At 57.9% G+C, this 18,516-nt stretch carries 16 protein-coding genes; 6 read left to right on the forward strand and 10 right to left on the reverse strand.

Going from position 1 to position 18,516, the window contains the following annotated elements:
• Window positions 1-11 precede the first annotated feature (11 nt).
• The 9 genes from QUE41_RS11640 to QUE41_RS11680 form a co-directional block, all read right to left on the reverse strand.
• A complete protein-coding gene (locus QUE41_RS11640) occupies window positions 12-428 on the reverse strand; it encodes a hypothetical protein (RefSeq protein ID WP_286339212.1) in 417 nt (138 codons plus the stop codon).
• 41 nt (window positions 429-469) lie between these two features.
• The gene (locus QUE41_RS11645; RefSeq protein WP_286339213.1) at window positions 470-1,966 is read right to left on the reverse strand and encodes a hypothetical protein; all 1,497 of its coding nucleotides are present in this window, start codon (window positions 1,964-1,966) and stop codon (window positions 470-472) included.
• Window positions 1,967-2,178: 212 nt separating this feature from the next.
• Complete coding sequence (locus QUE41_RS11650; RefSeq protein ID WP_286339214.1) at window positions 2,179-2,691, reverse strand: DUF3592 domain-containing protein; 513 nt, start codon at window positions 2,689-2,691, stop codon at window positions 2,179-2,181.
• Window positions 2,688-3,116, reverse strand: a complete 429-nt coding sequence (locus QUE41_RS11655; protein WP_286339215.1) for a hypothetical protein — start codon at window positions 3,114-3,116, stop codon at window positions 2,688-2,690. Before QUE41_RS11655 ends, QUE41_RS11650 begins: the two co-directional genes overlap by 4 nt.
• A 19-nt stretch (window positions 3,117-3,135) precedes the next feature.
• A complete protein-coding gene (locus QUE41_RS11660) occupies window positions 3,136-3,936 on the reverse strand; it encodes a PA3715 family protein (RefSeq protein ID WP_286339216.1) in 801 nt (266 codons plus the stop codon).
• The gene (locus tag QUE41_RS11665) at window positions 3,933-4,742 is read right to left on the reverse strand and encodes a hypothetical protein (protein ID WP_286339217.1); all 810 of its coding nucleotides are present in this window, start codon (window positions 4,740-4,742) and stop codon (window positions 3,933-3,935) included. The genes QUE41_RS11660 and QUE41_RS11665 overlap by 4 nt, the downstream gene beginning before the upstream one ends.
• Complete coding sequence (locus tag QUE41_RS11670) at window positions 4,739-5,584, reverse strand: hypothetical protein (RefSeq protein ID WP_286339218.1); 846 nt, start codon at window positions 5,582-5,584, stop codon at window positions 4,739-4,741. Before QUE41_RS11670 ends, QUE41_RS11665 begins: the two co-directional genes overlap by 4 nt.
• Window positions 5,585-5,608: 24 nt before the next feature.
• Complete coding sequence (locus QUE41_RS11675) at window positions 5,609-8,446, reverse strand: BRCT domain-containing protein (protein WP_286339219.1); 2,838 nt, start codon at window positions 8,444-8,446, stop codon at window positions 5,609-5,611.
• Window positions 8,447-8,468: 22 nt separating this feature from the next.
• A complete protein-coding gene (locus tag QUE41_RS11680) occupies window positions 8,469-11,279 on the reverse strand; it encodes a leucine-rich repeat domain-containing protein (RefSeq protein WP_286339220.1) in 2,811 nt (936 codons plus the stop codon).
• 382 nt (window positions 11,280-11,661) lie between these two features.
• On the opposite strand from QUE41_RS11680, the gene QUE41_RS11685 reads away from it, so the two are divergent.
• The 5 genes from QUE41_RS11685 (at window position 11,662) to QUE41_RS11705 (ending at window position 15,935) form a co-directional block, all read left to right on the forward strand.
• Entirely contained in the window at window positions 11,662-12,825 is a 1,164-nt protein-coding gene (locus QUE41_RS11685; RefSeq protein WP_286339221.1) for a vWA domain-containing protein, read from the forward strand.
• 9 nt (window positions 12,826-12,834) lie between these two features.
• Window positions 12,835-13,944, forward strand: coding sequence for an AAA family ATPase (locus QUE41_RS11690; RefSeq protein WP_286339222.1), 1,110 nt, complete (start codon window positions 12,835-12,837; stop codon window positions 13,942-13,944).
• 106 nt (window positions 13,945-14,050) lie between these two features.
• Window positions 14,051-14,890, forward strand: a complete 840-nt coding sequence (locus QUE41_RS11695) for an AraC family transcriptional regulator (RefSeq protein WP_286339223.1) — start codon at window positions 14,051-14,053, stop codon at window positions 14,888-14,890.
• A gap of 11 nt (window positions 14,891-14,901) precedes the next feature.
• On the forward strand, window positions 14,902-15,633 hold the full coding sequence (locus tag QUE41_RS11700) for an AzlC family ABC transporter permease (RefSeq protein WP_286339224.1): 732 nt from the start codon (window positions 14,902-14,904) through the stop codon (window positions 15,631-15,633).
• Window positions 15,630-15,935, forward strand: a complete 306-nt coding sequence (locus tag QUE41_RS11705; RefSeq protein WP_286339225.1) for an AzlD domain-containing protein — start codon at window positions 15,630-15,632, stop codon at window positions 15,933-15,935. The genes QUE41_RS11700 and QUE41_RS11705 overlap by 4 nt, the downstream gene beginning before the upstream one ends.
• 23 nt (window positions 15,936-15,958) lie before the next feature.
• On the opposite strand, the gene QUE41_RS11710 is transcribed toward QUE41_RS11705, so the two are convergent.
• The gene (locus tag QUE41_RS11710) at window positions 15,959-16,270 is read right to left on the reverse strand and encodes a YciI family protein (protein ID WP_286339226.1); all 312 of its coding nucleotides are present in this window, start codon (window positions 16,268-16,270) and stop codon (window positions 15,959-15,961) included.
• Window positions 16,271-16,587: 317 nt separating this feature from the next.
• Between QUE41_RS11710 and QUE41_RS11715 the strand changes: the two genes are divergently transcribed.
• Window positions 16,588-18,498, forward strand: a complete 1,911-nt coding sequence (locus tag QUE41_RS11715; RefSeq protein WP_286339227.1) for a methyl-accepting chemotaxis protein — start codon at window positions 16,588-16,590, stop codon at window positions 18,496-18,498.
• Window positions 18,499-18,516: the final 18 nt, after the last annotated feature.

An 18,516-nucleotide genomic window follows, 5' to 3' on the forward strand; every position in this document is an offset into this window, starting at 1 on the left:
GAACTTGTCCTCTACCCTTTACTTGGCTCAAAATGGTCCTTTACAGGGCTAAAATAGATCAAAGCCACGATAAAGCCACCTAACATAAAGGCATGGTCATTAAACAAAGTCGCTGTTTCACTGTACAACCAAAGCCCATTAATATAGTAGGAAGGTAAGATAATAATGTAACTGGCCACGTAGAGAATACGGCCCCAGTTTCTGAACATCAGCAGCCCAACAAAAGCAACCAAGTAGAGCAATGATGATGCAGACACCACTATGTTCTCTAACATCTCACCTGTTTCACCACCTGTTGCTGCCACCTCCAATATTTGGAAGTTCACCTCTTCCACTAGAGTGTTGGGGAAAAACAACTCAAATACTAATGAGATAATGGCAATCAGTAGCTCCAATATCACTAACGTCCGAAAAGCAGCCTTGCTCATAAAAATCCTTTCAGTAATTCCAATTGATCTGCAAACTCTGTTTACTTGTCGCTGTCTATCGATTCAGGAACCAAGTAAAAATGGTGGCGTCGATTAAACTTAAGCATCAGCAGTAACAAGACAATAAGCGGGATGATGAACAGTCTGGGTACGGCAAAAGTCACCCCCACAAATACCGGCAACAGTTTTTCACCCAGCCTGAGTGTTCTGTCAAATGATTTAGACAGGGTCTCGGAGCCCGGTACCAGCTTAAACCTGGCGTGACAGAACATCCCTTTAAAGATGTTCACCTCTAATATGGGAGAGGTCATGCTCAAGCGCCTGACACTCAAGTTGTACCAGTTGCCCTCGAAAAACAGGCAAGTCCGATGGGTGGTTGACCGCTTCAGTTTATAGGAGTCCACCAGAACGCCGTTGTGAAACACCGAGGCCTTGCCGGAGATGGAGATGCTGAGGTCTATCTTATGGCCATCGACGGCAAACAGCAGCTCCTGCTGCTGAAGAGCAATGCGAGGGCGGTTTTTATACCTAATGTCACAAGGGGAATTTTGCAGCAGCTCCTCGGGAAGCGCTTCCGCATCGTGAGTCGATACAAAGAAGTTTGCCTTGATGCTTTTTTCACTGAAAAACTCAGACAAGGAGCAGGTCAGTTGGCTGCAGAATTGCTCAGCGTCCCTCAGCAGAATATTGTCCTCTGACATGATGATGACGATGGGCGACTCTTCGGCCGACAGCAGCTTTACGGTGGACCAACCCGCTATAGTGCGACCCTGTTGCGAGGTCTCTTTCAGTGCCGGAAGTCGCTTCTCCTGCTCAATCCACTCCATGACCAAACCGCCCATCTCATCGATGTCTAACACAGATGATGAAGGGACGGGAATGCCTATGGTGAAGCTGGTACAGGTGCAATCACTCTCTTTGGTTTCATCGAAGGCATTACCCAAAAAGCCCGCCTTGAAGTTATAGGGGCAAGAGAAGAACTGATCGGTGATTGGCACGACCAGATCCATGACTTCCAGTAGTCCGGTGCCGTGCTTCAATGCGTAATTCAGCCCTAACTTCAGTCCATCGTCGTCCTGGAAGTAATCGGGTATTTTCGAGAACACACCAATTACCTGCTCAATGTTCTCTTTCGGGATGTATACCCCAGAACGATAGTTTGCATCTCCAGACTGTCCGCAGTGCCGCAGTTGAGGGAAGTAGTCCTCAAACTCTTCGACTAACGAAGAGAGCGCTTTTGGGCTTTCTTCTCCGGAGTACGCAATTTTCATGATAGAGCGCCCTCTATCATAGAAATAGGGGTGCCTATGGCCCAAAATGCTGCCGATGGCAAACCCGTAATGAGCGTCAAACGGCAGACTTTCATCAGCTGCCAGCAGGTCTTTGTAGACAGACTCCTTTAAGAAGGCCCTGCCCTCTTTGGTTTTAGCCAAAGAGCCGATCCTGTCATCCACTAAGTTGGGGTCTGATAGAACATCACTGATGAAGTGTTCAACGTCTTCTAAGTCAACTGGAATATAGGCTGTGTCGAGGCCCAAAGCTTAACTACCTTTCATTGGTTTTTGGTATTTCCAGACAGACAGGCGTTGCGACGATAAGCAAATGGTCCCTGACTCAGGCATAACTGAACCCGGTCAGCATCCTCACCGCATAGAAGCAACACTCTGATTTTTAAGGCTGATAACGTTACACCCTCTTCCGGATGTTTGAAAGGGGCCGAGTCACAGAACCCTGCCCCTTCCCTCGCCCATCAGACATAGCGAACCAGAAAGCTGTCCGGGTCTTCGGTCATCTGCCGGTACATCACATAGAGAATGGGCGCCAGAACCAGGCTGAACACCACCAGGCCCACAATCATGAAGAGGTGCATGGTCGGGCGAATCACCGCGGTGTCGTGGTCGCTGGGTTTGTAGTGCACCTCTATCACCTTGCCGCGGGGAAACTCAGCCGCCAAGGCTTCGGCTTCCTCCAGGGAGTAACCGGGAATGGCGCCGGTGATGTCGGTCTTGTTTCTCTTGTGGTGAAACTTGTCGTCGACGACGTAGACATACTCGATGCCCACTTCGTAGTGCGAATCGGCGCTGCTGCTCGGGTCGTACCGTTCCACGATCCAGCTCTCAATCACCATCCCTTCGGTGGTCGGCCAGTCAAAGGAGGCGTGAAACTGATGCACCACATAGGCCGCCAACCCCACTGCGAAGGAGAAGGTGATGAACATGAACCAGATGAAGTAGGAGACCTGCGACAGCCTGAGACGCCTCATGGCTGAGCCTCCTGCACTGTCATAAGCTGCCGGTAACTTCTGACCAAACGCACCGCAGGCCAGATGGTTCCCGCCAGCGCTAACACGGCGGCCAACAACAGATAACCGATGAGGTATCCAAAGTTTTGTGCACCAGCACCGGAGAACAGACCTCCGTGATTGTACTTCCCGGCCATCATCAAGGCACCAAGCGCCAGCAACTGACAGCCCAGATGGATGCCGATAGCCTGCATCAGCGCCCTGTACGCAGTCTTTAGCCGCAGGGAGACAGCCCGCTTCCAGCAAAGCAGACAAAAGAGCAGCAATACGGGCCACAGCCAGGCCGCGGGCAACCACAACCAACTGGCCAGATAGATGCCAACCGGGGCCAGATAAACACAGCGCAGTTGCCTCAGCGGTGAGTCACTCATGATGTTCATGGTCATCAGCCCCGCTAACCTCTTACTAGAAGCCCTTGTAGTCACGCCATCTGTAGCCGGGCAGTTGAGACTCTTCAAAGCGGTAACGCTGACCGTCGTACTTCAGGGTATAACTGTGGCTTCGAGTCTTATCCTGTTGACGATGGATCGGCTCAAAGTAAACCTTACCCTTGGTTTTTACCCTGATGTCGGCAAAGCCATAGTGTTTGGCGCTGAGCATCTGCAACTGGGATTTTCCGACCTCTTTCTCCCAACGCTGGTCGTCACCGCAGTCCTTGCCCTCATGCACCCTGGAGAACGCCATGGGCAGATTCTCCACCACCCGGGTCAGGATATTGTTGTGGTACACAAAGAGGTTGAAGAACTGGCCTCGGTAATCACGGGCGCACTCCGGCTTACGACCGGTGTTGAGCCGAACACCAAAAGCACGCACATCCTGATTCAGGGCGTAGTTGGCGGTATCCAGCCAGATGCTGTCCGGCCGTACCTTGGTGACACTGTCCTCCTGGATCTCCTGCTGAAACTTGGCCAGCACCTCATTGGTGCTGCTGTCCATCATCACAGTGTGCCACTGGTAGGTGCGCTCCCCGACCCGGCCACCATCAGTCCAGACATAGTAGGAAGCCAGGGTCAGTTCAGGCCGGTTGGGCAGAGCCTTACACACCGGCCAGGAGAGGGGGCCGAAAAACCGCTTATCCTCCTCCAGAGAGTTCAGTTGATCCGGTGTGCAGCTTTGGGCCGCCATGGCCATGGGCGCGGCCAACGTCAGTCCGGCAGCCAGGGTTAACAGGGTTTTGCTCATCCCTTGTCCTTTGATTGTGCTCATTGTTGCCACCACTCCTTGGAGGGAAGCTCTTCCCAGATCACCGGATAGCGGTGGCCATTAAACTTGAGGGTGGTTTCAAACTGGCGGGTTTCCGGTTTAAACGACTCCTCCCACTGGCCGGTGTCGTTTTCGTCCACCTCTTGCTGAGCCAGTTCGTCGTAGGTCTCATACAAGGCGGTGGTGGTCAGTTTGAGATCGCGATAGCCGTTGGTTTTGCTCTCCAGCAAGGTCAGGCGGCCCTCACCCCGGGCGGTCCTGCTGTAGTCGTAGCGACTGCAGGGGCTGCCGTCCACCACCAGGTCCTGCTTCAACGGCAGGTGCTTGAGCACCGGCTTGAGCTTGTTGCCCTCACGCACGAACAGGGTGACAAACTGGTCGCGGCCTACATCACGGCAGTAGGCATCGCGGCCCAGATCGATGCGAACGGCGAAGGCGTTGGTGGTGTCATTGAGGGGGTAATCGGCCTTGTCCACGTAGAACACCTCGCCCTCCAGCTCCTCCTCCAACTGGATGTTGTTGTCTTCCCAAAGGTTCAAGGTGACCGAGGCCACCACCTCCGGCTTGTCGGCCTTGGCCAACACCACCCGCCACAGCTGATTCTCTCTGCCGATGCCGGAGTCCAGTCCCCAGGTACGGTAGGTGATCACCCTCAGGGAGTCGTCGGCAGGATAGGCACCGCAGTTGCCGAACATGCCGCCGCCAAACTTATTGGTGTCCTCTTCCCACACCCACCAATCGTTGTCGGTGCATTCGGCAAAGGCACTGGTGCTGAGCATCAGCGCCGACAGGATTAACGCTCGTTTCATTCAAACTCTCTCTTTCCTTTTACGGCTCGATAGACGCTGGCCCGGTAGCCACGACCAGGCACGCCCCTGCGCAAGGGGACGCTGTAGTTGGACTCGGGGCGTGGGGCGTAATCGAGCAACTGCGGGGTGGCGTAGTAGAACACCCCCATGTACTGCTCACCCAGGTCATCCTGGGCCAGCAGGTCGTATTGTTGGTTATAGGGGTGCACCGGCAGCGGGCCGACCTGTTCGCCAAGCTTGTCGGCAAGACCCAGATTGGCGCGGGCCGCGCCGCCATTCTCCACCCAGTTGGGGCGCAGCTCACCGCTATTCTCCCGCTTCAAAGGCATCAGGTAATAGTCCACCATCATGGACGGGTGAGCTACCCTGGCCAGCAGGTCCTGGCGCTCCAGCAGCCGCAGACGCTCGGCCTCACCCTCTTTCTGCAGGTGTGGGGCGTTGATGCCCATCACCAGGGTTTCGCACTTGGACTCGTGCCACAGACTCAGCTCCTGGCACACCTTGCGCCAAGCCGGGGTGCGAATCATCACCAGGGCGGCGCCATGGCCGTCGGCCTCGAAATGGCTTCCCAGAATCTGAAACTGGGTCTGCTTGCGGCTCTCGAGAAAACGGGCATCGAAGCTGGCACTGCGCTCCCCTTCGCAGTAAAGCAGTGGATAGGGGGTCTTATTGCCCATCCTGGCTGCGTCATACATCCGCTTGCGCTCGGCCTGGTCGTACTGGCACAGGTTGAGCTGGCCCAGCAGGGTTTGAATTTGCTGCTGATCGCCACCTGGCATCAGGGCGCTGCACCCTGAAAGGGCCAGGGCCGCCAAGGCGATGAGTGGGTCTCTTATTTTCATCACATCTTTGCTCGGTATCGCCGCTTAATCTTCCAGAATTTCACAATCGGGGAACGCATCGCGGAATTTTTGTGGTGCCCGAATCGACTCATAGCCATGCTCCGGGTCATAGCCCCAGCGATACAGGGGCTCAGACGCTCGGCGCAGATCCAATCTCTTTAAGTTCTTTAGCTTGAACAGCACCTTGGGAAACTCGGCAAAGTGATTGAATGACAGGTCCAGCTCCTCCAACTCAATCAAGCCGGCCAGCTTGGCAGGCAGTTTGTCCAGATGGTTAAAGTGAAGGTTGAGCTTCTTCACCTGCTGGTATCGCTCGAAGTTTGCAGGCAATGCTTCCAGGTAGCAGTTGTGCAGATCCAACTCGGTAATCAGGGTCTGCTGCGGCAATGCTTCGGGCAATCTGGTCTTAGGCCGGCCCAGGTCAAAACTGTCCTGCATGTAGATGTCCGGCGAGCCGTGACAATTGGTCAAGTACTCCTCGTCGGCTCCCTCAAGGATCCGGGCAAAGCCACAGCCCTTGTGCCAGTTGAGGCACTCACCCTCCACCAGTCCAGAGGTGATGGCCTGGCGACGATCGCACTCCTCTTTTTGGGTCAGCAGCCAGATCAGCCCCTCTCCGAAGCGATCGAAGTAGGCCTTGGAAAAATCGATGCACAGCGCCCTGCCCCAACGCTTGGTCAGCCCTTTGAGTTTCTTGAGCATGGGGCCTTCACCTCTGGGGTGGCCCTCAAAGGTCAGGCCTCGCAGTTCCTCTTCGAAGAAGATGCGGTCGGTCACCGCCAACTGAAACAGCTCATCGCCCCTGCCCGCCAACAGCTGCTGAATCGATTTTCGCAGCGCCTTGTCACTGGTGGTCTTGAGGATCAGAAACAGCGGCATCCACATCGCTTCGGTCACGCCGCCCTGTGCCAACATCTCCACCGCCACTCGATGAGAGCCTTCATCCGGGGAGTGCAGCATGCTCATCACCGTATCGATCATGCCGCTGTCCACGGCCTGCTCCTGCTGCAAAAACTGAGGGGCCGCCTGCTCAAACCATTGGCTTAACGCGGTATCGTCAATCAGCCGATGGGCATCCGGGTCCAACCTATCGGTCTGCTTGGGGTTGGCACCCAGCAGCACGTGAGTGACCTTGTCATCCAGTTTCTTACTGAGAGTAAAGCCCAGTTCCTGCGCCTTGGCCTTTAGCTCGGTGGCCTTGATGCCACTCTTGCCACAGACAAAGAGCACGGTGTCGCTGCCCAGAGGACGGTCGGCCACCGCCTTTTCGGCACTCTTGCGGAGCCAGGCATGGGCGTGCTTCTTAAACGGTGAGTATTTGGCTTCCAGGAAGGTCAGATGGAAACGCCCCTCTGCCTCGGGCAGGTCCCTGGGTTTTGGCGCATGATAGACCAGCTGCCAATAGGCTTCTCGCTGTGCCTGAGTCAGCGGCGCGTTCAGCAAAATGCTGCGCTGCTTATTCAGCGCCTCACTGCGAGCCACCTGGTCGTAGATGCCAAAGTCCACCTCCATATCTGCAGGCAGTTGCATCAGGAAATCGGTACGATCGCCCCGTTGCACCGTCAACCTCAGGCGCAACTCTTTCAGCGCTGGAGCGGTCAGCAGGTCCTCCAAACGAGGCAAAGTGGTGCAAGGGCCGTGGTGGCTAAACTGCTCTATCTGCACTTCGGTCAGCGCCGTCATGGCACTCAAGTCTCCCAACTTCTCTACCGGACCGTTGCTGAGCCTTAACCGGCTGATGCCCTGATGCTGACGAAGGCTTGCCGGAAGTTCGGCATCGGTTATCCCCTCCAGCTGCAGTCGGCTCAGGTTGGTCAGCTCCGTCAACAACCGCGCCTCGCCCAGCTCTCCGGCATCACGCAGTTCCAGCCCGGTCAGTTCAGGAGAGTGCCTCAATCCCCCGAGTTCGGCCAAGGGGAGTCCGGTGGCAAACAGGTGGGTCAACCTGGGCAGGTGGAGATCGCCAATGACCCCTTGCCCTTGGGCAAACAGGTAGAGGCTGCTCAGGGTGTTGATGGGGGCCAACAGCTTCGCCAGGTTGTAGCTGGCTTTCTGGGGCAGGAACATCAGTCGTTCGACGCTGCCCAGTTGGGCAAAGAGATCGTCGGCAACGGTCACGCCCTCTCGGCCGATGTTTACGTGCAGCTCCTTGACGGAGTTGGCCCGAATCAGACCACCGCCCGCCACCTCCAGATTGTCCGCCTCGATGCGCAGCTCGTCGAGATCCGACTTTCCTGCATCGATAAAGTGATCAAGTGTCACGCTGCCCCGGGGGGAGATGGCCACCTTTTTCATGGAATCGGGCAGCAACAACTGCTCCACCACCAAGTTGCTGGGCTCGCTGCCGTAATGGAGGGGGTAGAGATGCAGTTCGGTGAGCCCTTTGGCACTGGCCAGGTTGAGCGCCAGGCGCTCCACCTGATCCACACGCAAGTGCAGAGACTTGAGGCCACTTCCCTCTGCCAATTCGAGGACCACCGGGCCTTGCTCCACGTCCAGTTGCAGCTCCTGCAAAGCAGGGCAGTAAGCCAGATGGGCAAACTGACTGGGGTCATTCATCTTGGCGCCGCGAAGCACCTTGAGGTTGGCGGCCATCTCTGGCTCAAGCCCCGCCAGCTCCAGAGGGTTATCTTCACAGAACAGGCGCTGCAGTTTGGGAAAGCTGCGAAACAGTTCGGCATCGATGGGCCGCAGCGGCTCCAGATAGCTGCCAAAGGCGATCTCCTCCAGTTCGGGAAACGCCCGGGCCAGTTCTTCCCAGCCCGGCTGACTATCGGACACCCGATAGCGCAAACTGGTGATCTCGGTGTTGACCTTGTCCAGGATGTCCAGGTCGTAGTCGTGCAGGGTGAGTTTACTCATCAAAAATTGGGTCCTGTTTGGCCTATTGGTCCTGAAGGATTTCGCACTCTGGGCAAAGGTCCAGGAACGCCTGGGGCACCTGCAAACGGCGATAGCCGTTGCCGTAGTCACCATCCAGGTCTGGACGGGTGGCTCGGCGTATGTCCAGCCGCTTAAGCCAGGGCATCTTCAGCAGCACCTTGGGAAATTCGCGAAAGTGATTAAAGGAGAGGTCCAGCTCCTGAAGCTGACCGAATTTGGCCAGAGAGGCCGGCAGTGCATCCAGGGCGTTGTGGGCCAGGCTCAGGTCGGTGATCTCGCTAAAGTGTTCGATTCCCTTGGGCAGAGCGGTCAGCATGCAGTTGCCCAGGTCCAGGCGACGAATGGTGTGGCGAGTCGCCAGCTCTTCGGGGATATCAATTTTCACCGCCCCCAACAGGCCATCGTTGTTGTGATAGAACACAGGGTGCCAGTGCAGGTTGATGGGTGAGTCCTTGTCCCAGAACTCGTGAACCTGGTCCAGGCCCATGCCCCGTCGCCAGTTCAGGCACTCTCCCTCCACCAGGGACTCCAGAATCGCCAGTCGCTGATCGGCCGGCTGCTTCTGCAGCATCACGTAGATAAGGCCCTCTGAGTAACGCCGGAAGAAAAGACGGGCAAACTCCATGCACAGGGACTCGCCCCACTTCTTACGCTGGCGCTTGAGCTTATCCACCATCACCCCCTGCCCCTTAAGGTTGCCGTAGTCATCACGGCCGCGGCAGTTCTGGAACAGGATGCGGTCATTGACCGCCAGCTGGAAGGCTTCATCCCCCATGCCGGCGAGCAGGTGTTTAATCTGTTTTCTAAAGGCATTGTCCGTGGTGGTTTTCAGGATGAAGAACAGTGGCAGACGCATCGCTTCGGTGACGCCCCCCTGCTCCAGCATCTGCACCGCCACCTTGTGGCTGGCCTCGTCCGGCGATGCCAGCATCTCCAGCACGCTGCCTTCCATAGGCTCCCCACCCTCTTGTTGCAGGAACTTGGGCGCCTGGGCTTCGAAGCACTTCTGCAGCACCGCGTCATCGATAACGGCATAGCGCTCGGTATCGATGAGGTGCACCTCCTTGGGGGCGGTTCCCAGCAGGATGTGGCTGACACTGTCATCCAGTTTTTTGCTGAGAGTGAAACCCACTTCTTCGGCCTTAGCCTTGAGTTCTGACGCCTTAAAGCCGCTGCGCCCAGCCACAAACAGGGTGCTGCCCCCTCCGAAGGGTCGGCTAAGCTGATTCTCCTGGGCCAGTTGACTGAGCCAGGCCTTATGCTGAGCCTTGAAGCGGTTGTGTTTGGCAGCCATCATCACCAGATGGAAACTGGCCGGCATGGCGGGCAGTTCGGCAGCTTTGTACACAGGCGCCAGTGCCTTCAAGAAGGTCAGCGTCTGCGCGTCACTCAAGTGAGACTGTTTGAAAATCTCCCAAGCTTTGGCCAGTTTCTCATCGCTGATGTCCAGATCCAGATCCGCTGGCAACTTGACCCAGGCAGGATCGAACTGCTTCAGTTCAATGTCCAGGCGCAGTGATTTCAGCGCCGGCACAGTCAGCAGGTCTTCCTGTGCAGGCAGCGCCTGCTGATCGTGTTTCCAGGGCTGAATCCACACCTCTGAGAGCGCGCTCATCCGGCTCATTTCACCCAGACGGGGCAGCGTCACTGACAACAGGTTCAGCCTCTCGATGCGGCCATTGTTGCGCACCTCTGATGGCAGCTCGTCCATCTCCCCACCTTGCAGAGTCAGGGAGGTAAGCTCGGGCAGCTGGGGGAAGCTCTCCACCCGCCCCTTGACCCTCAGGTTAGTCTGCTGCAGCTTGGGACTGTGGTTCAGCCACTGCAATTGATCCCCCTGCAGCCCAAACATCCAGGCCTCACGCAGTGAGGGCAGCTTCAAATTATTGGCCTGCTCCAGGACACCGGAGTAATTCACATAGTGTAAGCGTTCCATGGCTATCCCCTCGGGGAACAGCAGACCGGGAATCGGCGTATCTTCACACCTGATCTCAGCCCTATTGGCCCGGGTCAGCCTGGAAAACAGCTCTGGTGGCAAAGGGGCGGTTTCACCGGTGAGGGTCAGGTTAAGTTCCTCCACCTCGGTCAGGTCTCCGAGAAGATCCCCTGGCAATTCGGCCTGGCCCAGACTCAGGAACAGCTTGCTGAGCTTGTGGTTCTGCCCCAGGATGGCACCGGGCAGACGGCCGACGCACTGGGCATTGAGGGTGAAGCTGTCCAGACTGTCGGGCAACGTGAGCGCCGACACCGACAGTGCCTCGGGTCCATCGTCGTAATAGTCCAGTTGCCCCAGAGCCACTGAGGTGAGGGCACTGCCCTTGAGCTGGCAGTTCAGGGTTCTCACCTGAGACTCCAATCCGATGTTCAGCACCTTCAGCGACGAACCGGCATCGATCTCTATCCGGCAGTCGGACTGATACAGCCGCACCGTCAATTCGGCCAGCTTGGGCAAACTGGTAAGCAGCGCCAGATCGTCGCACCGGCACTGACTCAGGGACAGAGTCTCAATGTTGGCCAGGGAATCTTCGGTAACGCCACTTAACACAACCGACAGCCTGTCCCTGCTTCGGGTGGGGGTTTCCAGCCCAGAGAGCTTGGGGAAACTCTGGAAAAATTCGGCATTGATCTCTTTGCGACCGGCCACCCGGCCGAGATCCTCAAAGGTCAGTTTGCGCAGGTTGGGAAACGCCCGGGCAAGCTCAGCCCAGCTCTCCATGGGTTCATCGCTGTCATACACCAGGTGTTCAACATCAGGGTGCACCGAAGCCAACAGGGTTTCGTGGTTATAGTCTTCCAGTTCCATGCGCTGCATGGAGCCTCCTTACTGCAGTGTTCTGAACATCTGTGCCCACGCAGGCACAACGACTGGGAGGAGCCACCGCCTGGAGCCTCCTCGCATGAAAAAAATGGTTATCGTCGACTTCGGCCGTAATGCTGCTCGCCAGAGCCTGGGGAACTAGCTTTGAAGTGGGTAGTGCGAGGTGTCATCTCGGGATCTGGGCCCCTGAGCCTACCGGGCGTCACGTTAAAATCACCAAACATCGGATTCAACGAAATGCTCCTAAATATTGCGCTAACGAATCGGAAGTGGATTGACCACCTGGGCATTGTATGGATAATTCACCTTAAATCATATAGTTAATCCGGATTAACCCATAAACAACGCCACACTGTCACGAATCCTGGTCAAGCTGATGCTCAAAGAACCGTTTTACGGTCATTACCTGAGCAGCTTTCACAAGGCCTCCCATGAGCAAGGCGACACAGACTCACCTCCGCTTGAGATAAAACTCAAAGATAACAGTAACATTCAGTTTGTATGCCAGTTACAAAGCTGGAATGCACTGAATGAGGACCAGCAACTGGGTGCCCTGAAACATGAAGCGCTGCACCTGGTATTGGGGCACCCCTTCGGTCGTCACAGTTACGCGGACTCCGCCCGATTCGATTTGGCCGCGGATCTAGTGGTCAACCAGTACATTGAACCCCATCAGTTAACAGACAACGCCCCGACTCTGGAGAGGGTCAACGCCTGGCTTTCGCGGCAAGGACAGCCTGGCCTCGAACCCCATCGTGAGCTGGCCTACTACTATGGGCAACTCCCTGCCAGCGCCCAGATGCCGGGCGCCAATGTTGACGGCGCCGGAGCGGGACACCAGAACTGGAACGCCCTGGGTCAGTTGCAACAAGCCAGCCGTGCCCTGCTGGAGCAGCAACTGGACAGCAAGCTCGAACAGAGCGCTCAGCGCACCGAGCAGGTCAACGCCCGGGCCCGGGGCCTGCTGCCAGCTAATGTGCTCGAAGCACTGGAGCAGGCGATCGCCCGGCGCCGACCCACGGTAAACTGGCGCCGACTGCTGAGGCTGTTCGCCTCCAGCGCCCGGCGCACCTCAGTCAAGAACACCCTGAGGCGCCCCTCAAAACGCTACGGCACCACCCCGGGCACGCGCATTCAGCCCCATCAGCACATCCTGGTGGCCGTCGATACCTCCGCCAGCGTCGACGATGGCCAGCTGCAGCTGTTTTTCGAAGAGCTGCACCACATCTGGCGCGCCGGTGCCCAGCTGACCGTGGTCGAATGTGACACTCAGATTCAGCGGCAATACCTCTACCGCGGCGAACCACCCGCAGAGGTCCAGGGCCGCGGCGGCACCTGCTTCGACCAGCCCATTGAGTGCGCCAACCGGCTGCGGGTCGACGCCATCGTCTACTTCACCGATGGCGAGGCACCACCGCCGGAGGTGCCTGCCCGCGCCCCATTGCTGTGGCTGATCCACAGCGACCGGGTTGCGCCCATCAACACACCACTTCGCCACTGTGGCCGGGTGATCCCCATGGCCCCGGCCGAACACAGATAAGAGTTATCCATGACACACAGCCACAACTACAGCTACTACGGTTTAACCTGCCCCGCTCCGGAAGTTCGGCGCTTCATCGAGCACCTGTTGCCTCAGGCCGGACAACGCAGCGTCCCGGTGTGCATCTGGGGTCGTCACGGCATCGGCAAGACCCAGATGGTGGAGCAGATCGCCAGAGACAAGGGGATGCAGTGGCGAGCCATCGCACCCGCCCAGTTTGAGGAGATGGGCGATCTGCTGGGAATGCCGCAGATTGCTGAAGATGAACAGGGCGAGAGCATCACCCGGTTTGCCGCGCCTCACTGGGTGCCCACCGAGCCCGGTCCCGGGATCCTGCTTATCGACGACGTCAACCGCGCCGACGAGCGCATCCTGCGCGGCATCATGCAGCTGCTGCAGAATCATGAACTGATCAGTTGGGCCCTGCCAGAAGGGTGGCAAATTGTGCTGACCGCCAACCCCGACGGCGGCGATTACTCAGTCACCCCCATGGACGACGCCATGCTCACCAGGATGATGCACATCACCATGGAGTTTGATCCCAAGGCCTGGGCCCTGTGGGCCGAAGGCGCCGGCATCGATCCCCGGGGCATCGACTTTGTTCTGACTTATCCGGAGCTGGTCAGTGGTGAACGCACCACTCCCCGCTCCCTGGTGCAGTTTTTCCAGGCGATCGCCCCTATCGAGGACCTCAAAGAGCAGCTGCCTCTGGTGAACATCCTGGCCCGCTCCTGCCTGGATGAAACCACCTGCAGCGCCTTTATCGCCTTCGTGGAGCAAAACCTCAGCAAACTGGTCTCTCCCCAGGCCATGGTGGACGCCAAGGCCTTTGATAAGGAGATCGCCCCGCAGATTGATCGCATCGCCGGTGGCAAAGCCCCGAGAATAGACATTCTGGCAACCCTGTGCACCCGCTTGCATCACTACCTTAAAGTCAGCGGCATCAAACTCAAGCCGGCTCAGGTGGCCAACATCCAGGCCTTCCTGAAGATGCCCCTGCTGCCCAACGACCTGCGCCTTGGGCTGATGCAGGATCTGATGAACAGCGGAAATGCGTCTCTGAAAGGGGTTTTGGCCGACGCCGAGCTGGCCAAGCTCTTTTTGACCAACGCCGCCTAACCTGTGTTGACCGGCCTCGGTGGCCGGTCCGCCTTCCCGGCAATTTTGTACAAGCCATCGCTGTCATCTCGGTTACACTGGTGAGCCGTCAACAGTGAGGCACCCAATGAGCACAGAGCAGGCAGAGTATCGACACTGTCCGGACCTGGGAGGTCTGGAACTGCTGCATGCTCGATATCACAAGCAGAACTTTTCCCGCCACACCCACGAAGGCTACACCGTCGGTCTTATTGAAACCGGCGCCCAGCGCTTCTTTCGCAGTGGTGGCAATCATGTGGCGCCCACCCACACCATCATCCTGGTCAATGCCGATGAGGTGCACAACGGCTGCGCGGCCACCGAGGGCGGCTGGTCCTATCAGGCCATGTACCCCACCCCGGAGCAGTTTGACCTGCTGAGCAAGGAACTGGGCTATCCGGGCGCCCCCTATTTTTCCGAGCCTGTGGTGCGCGACCCGACTCTGGCGGGTCAGCTCAAACTGACCTTCGATGCCTTCAAGACGGAAAACAACGCCCTGTTCAGGCAATCCCTGCTCTATTCGGTGATGGTGCAGTTGATGAGCCGCCATGGCCGCCAGAGAGTCAACGAGCCGCGCACGCCCCGCCCACAACTGCAGATGGCCAAGGAGTATCTGGACGCCCACTGTGCGGATGATGTGGACCTGGAAAGCCTGGCGGCTGTGGTGGGCCTGAGCCCCTTCCATCTGCTGCGGCAGTTTCGCAAGGAGTTTGGCCTTCCCCCCCACGCCTACCAGTTGCAGGCACGGATCCGCCTGGCCACCAGGCTGATTCGAATGGGACTGCCACCCCTCAAGGTGGGACTGGATTGCGGCTTCTATGACCAGAGTCATTTCAGCCGTCACTTCAAGCGGGTGGTGGGCGTTCCCCCTGGGGTCTACGCCCGCTCATGGTCCGGTAACAACCAGGCTCGAACAGCCACAAATTGAGGAGCCTGATCATGTCACAGCATCCCCAACCCGGCAGGGAGGCCCGTCGCGGCGCGCAGCTTTTAAAAGGCACCCTGGCCATGAGCCCCCTCACCCTGGCAGTGCTGCCCTGGGGCCTGCTGGTGGGCTCTTTGGCCATGGACGCCGGACTCAGCCCGCTGCAAAGTCAGGGCCTGTCGGCGATCATCTTCGCCGGCGCGGCGCAGATCGCCATCATCGGTCTGCTCAAGGCCGGTGCCGGGCTCGGTGCCATCCTGGCCACCACCGCCCTGATCACCTCCAGGCACCTGCTCTACTCCATGACCATGAGAAGCAAAGTCAGTGCCCTGCCCTTGCGGTGGCGACTGACATTGGGGTTTCTGCTGACCGATGAGCTGTTTGCCATCGCGCATCCGGGCAAGGAGGAGGCCCAGGATCCCTGGTATATGCTCGGCGGAGGACTGAGTTTCTATCTCGGTTGGAACCTGGCGACCCTGGCCGGGGTGCTCCTCAGTCACCAGTTGCAGGCGTTCGATACGTCGGGGCTGGATTTTGCCATCGCCGCCATCTTCATTGCCCTGGTGGTCCCTGGACTGAGGCGACGCTCTCATTGGGTTTGCGTGCTGGTGACCATGCCCCTGGCCGTACTGGCCGAAGCCATGGCCTGGCCCATGGGGCTGCTGCTCGCCTCGGTTTCCGGAATGGTGGCCGGAGCCCTGTTTGCCAATCTCACCGGCGAATCTCTGATGGAGGGTAAGGGATGATCTGGTTAACCCTGCTCTGTTGTGCCCTGCTGGTGTTTGCCAGCCGCTACCTGTTTCTTGAACCCAAACTGCCGGTGCGCCTGGGACGACGTAGCCAGCAGCTGCTCAGTTACAGCGCCCCGGCGGTACTGAGCGCCATCGCCGCCCCGCTGATCTTCATCAGGGAGCAGAGCATCGACCTCCACTGGCACAACCCCTACCTGGCCTGCGGCCTGCTGGTGGCTGTGCTGGCCAGGTATGGTGCCAATGCCCTGGTCGCCATTGCCGCAGGCATGGGACTGTTCCTGCTCTGGCCTTTCTAGCTCAAAGACAATAGCACCACGGACTAGCGAGGATCTTCTCCCCATAGGGCAACCCGAAACGGGAAGAGTTCGGCCCCCATGACCCCTTCGGAGACGGCAGGGTCGAACTCCATCAGCTTCAGGGCTTCCTCTTGAGTTTCTGCCAGCACAATGACAATGCCAAAGGTGTGCTCATCTTCGGTCAAGGTGCGCCCCGCCATGGCCACTTTGCCCTCATCCTTGAGGCGGCTGAGATAGGCAAAATGCGCCTCCACCGCACTGGCTTCCTGGGGGGTTGGCCCCTGACTGAGCATCTCCGGCCTAAGTGGCCTCAACTTATATAAAAACTGGTTCATCCCTGCTCCTTATCAGACCCGTGTCACCTCAGTGTATGTGAGGAGCAAGCCCGGCACAATTTCCCGCCAAAACAATAACCTTTCCAGGCTCCGTTTCAGGCATCAACACAGAGCCAACCAGAAAAGATTCTCTTTCCGCCTCAATGAAGAACTTGGCCAGGGATCCCACTTTGGCGACACCGAAAAAAAACATCAAAGAAACATGCTCTTGCTCCCATATTCCCGCCACCTTCTGTCGCTAATCTGAAGCCATAAACAAACATAAATCCTGAGCCTCTGACGGTGCTCTGCCGCCTGAAGAACTAACGGAGTCCTTCATGTTAAGAAAGCCCAACATCAAGAACCGCATCATCATCGGCATCAGCTTGCTCGTCTCTCTGCTGATGGCCTTTATCCTGCCGCTTATTATCGTTCAGTTTTCCAAAGCCATAGACTCAGCTGAGCTCAAGCAGCTTAAGGAGCTCAACGAAACCGCTATCACCGAACTCAACGCCTCGGGTCGCCTTGCCCAGGCGCTGGCGACCGTGGTATCACTGACGCCGCAATTCCAGCAGGCTTTCGCCCAGCAGGACAGGGACACCCTGGCCCAGGCAACCCTACCCATCTTCAAGGTGATGAAGCAGGATTATGGCGCCCGCCAGTTCCAGTTCCATAACCCTCCGGCGACCTCCTTCCTGAGAGTGCACAAACCCGCCAAGTTCGGCGATGACCTCTCCTCTTTCCGCCATACAGTGGTAGAGACCAACACCAATCGCTCCCCCATGATGGGACTGGAGCGAGGCGTTGCCGGCATCGGCATTCGCGGTGTGGTGCCCGTCTCCTACCAGGGCCAGCATCTGGGTTCTGTGGAGTTCGGCCTCTCCTTCGGTCAGGCGTTCTTTGACCGGTTCAAACAGACCCATGGGGTAGAGATTGCCCTGCACCTCCCGGATGGCAACAACTGGAAGCCCTTTGGCTCCACCCTGGGAGAACGCCGCCTGGGTTCAGACGCTCAACTGGCCCAGGCCTTTAATGGCCAACCTCAGGTGTTGCAATCGGAGCTGGAAGGCGCCCCTGTCGCCGTCTATCTGCACAGCATCAGCGATTACTCGGGGAAACCCATGGGCGTGCTCGAGGTGGTGATGGATCGCAGCGAAAACCTGGCACTGGTAACCCAGATGCGCAATACGGTGATCCTGGCAGGGTTGGCAGCCCTTGCCATCGGCATCGGCGTCGCCTGGTTCATTGGCCGGGGCATTACCCAGCCCATCGAGGCTACCACGGCCACCATGGCCAACATCGCCGACGGCGACGGAGACCTAACCCTGAGGCTCGATGACAAGGGCCACGACGAACTGGCGGATCTCGCCCGTGCCTTCAACCGCTTCGCCGCCAAGGTGCACAGCACCATCAGCGAGGTCACCGGCGTGGCTGGGCAGCTGGACAGCTCGGCGCAACAACTGGCGTCCATCACCGGCGAAACCCAGGCAGGGATGGACAAACAGCTGCAGGAGACCGAGCAGGCTGCCACCGCCATGAACCAGATGAGCGCCACGGTCGACGAGGTGGCTCAGAATGCCACCCTGGCGGCAGATTCGGCGCAAAACGCCAACAAGGCCACCGATGGTGGTAAGGCCGTGGTCACATCGGTGTCCGACAGCATCCATCGCCTCTCATCGGAGATCGACGGCGCCGTCACCGTCATCCGGGATCTGGAGTTGGAGACCGGACGCATCGACGGGGTACTGGAGGTGATCCGCAACATTGCAGAGCAAACTAACCTTCTGGCTCTGAACGCTGCCATTGAAGCGGCCCGTGCAGGAGAGCAAGGCCGCGGCTTTGCGGTGGTGGCCGATGAGGTGCGCACCCTGGCCAGCCGCACCCAGACATCGACCCAGGAGATTCAGCAGATGATTGAGCAGCTGCAGGGACAGTCTGCCAAGGCGGTGTCGGTTATGGACAATAGCCGCGCCACCTCGGAACAGTGCGTCGCCCTTGCCGCCGACGCCGATCAGGCACTGGGGCAGATCAGCGAGGCGGTCAGCAGCATCACAGAGATGAACATGCAGATCGCCAGCGCCGCCAGCGAGCAATCGGCGGTCTCCAATGAGATCAATAAGAACGTAAATAACATCAATGAGATCGTTGCCGAAACCAGCCAGAGAACCCACAGGGCCGCGTCGGCAGGAGAGGCGATGGCTCAGCAGTCGAACACCCTGAGCAAACTTATCAATCAGTTCAAACTGTAAACGAAAAAGGGGGCGTTT

Origin of the sequence: Ferrimonas sp. YFM, from assembly GCF_030296015.1 — a bacterium.
In the GTDB taxonomy this organism is placed as follows: Bacteria; Pseudomonadota; Gammaproteobacteria; order Enterobacterales; family Shewanellaceae; genus Ferrimonas.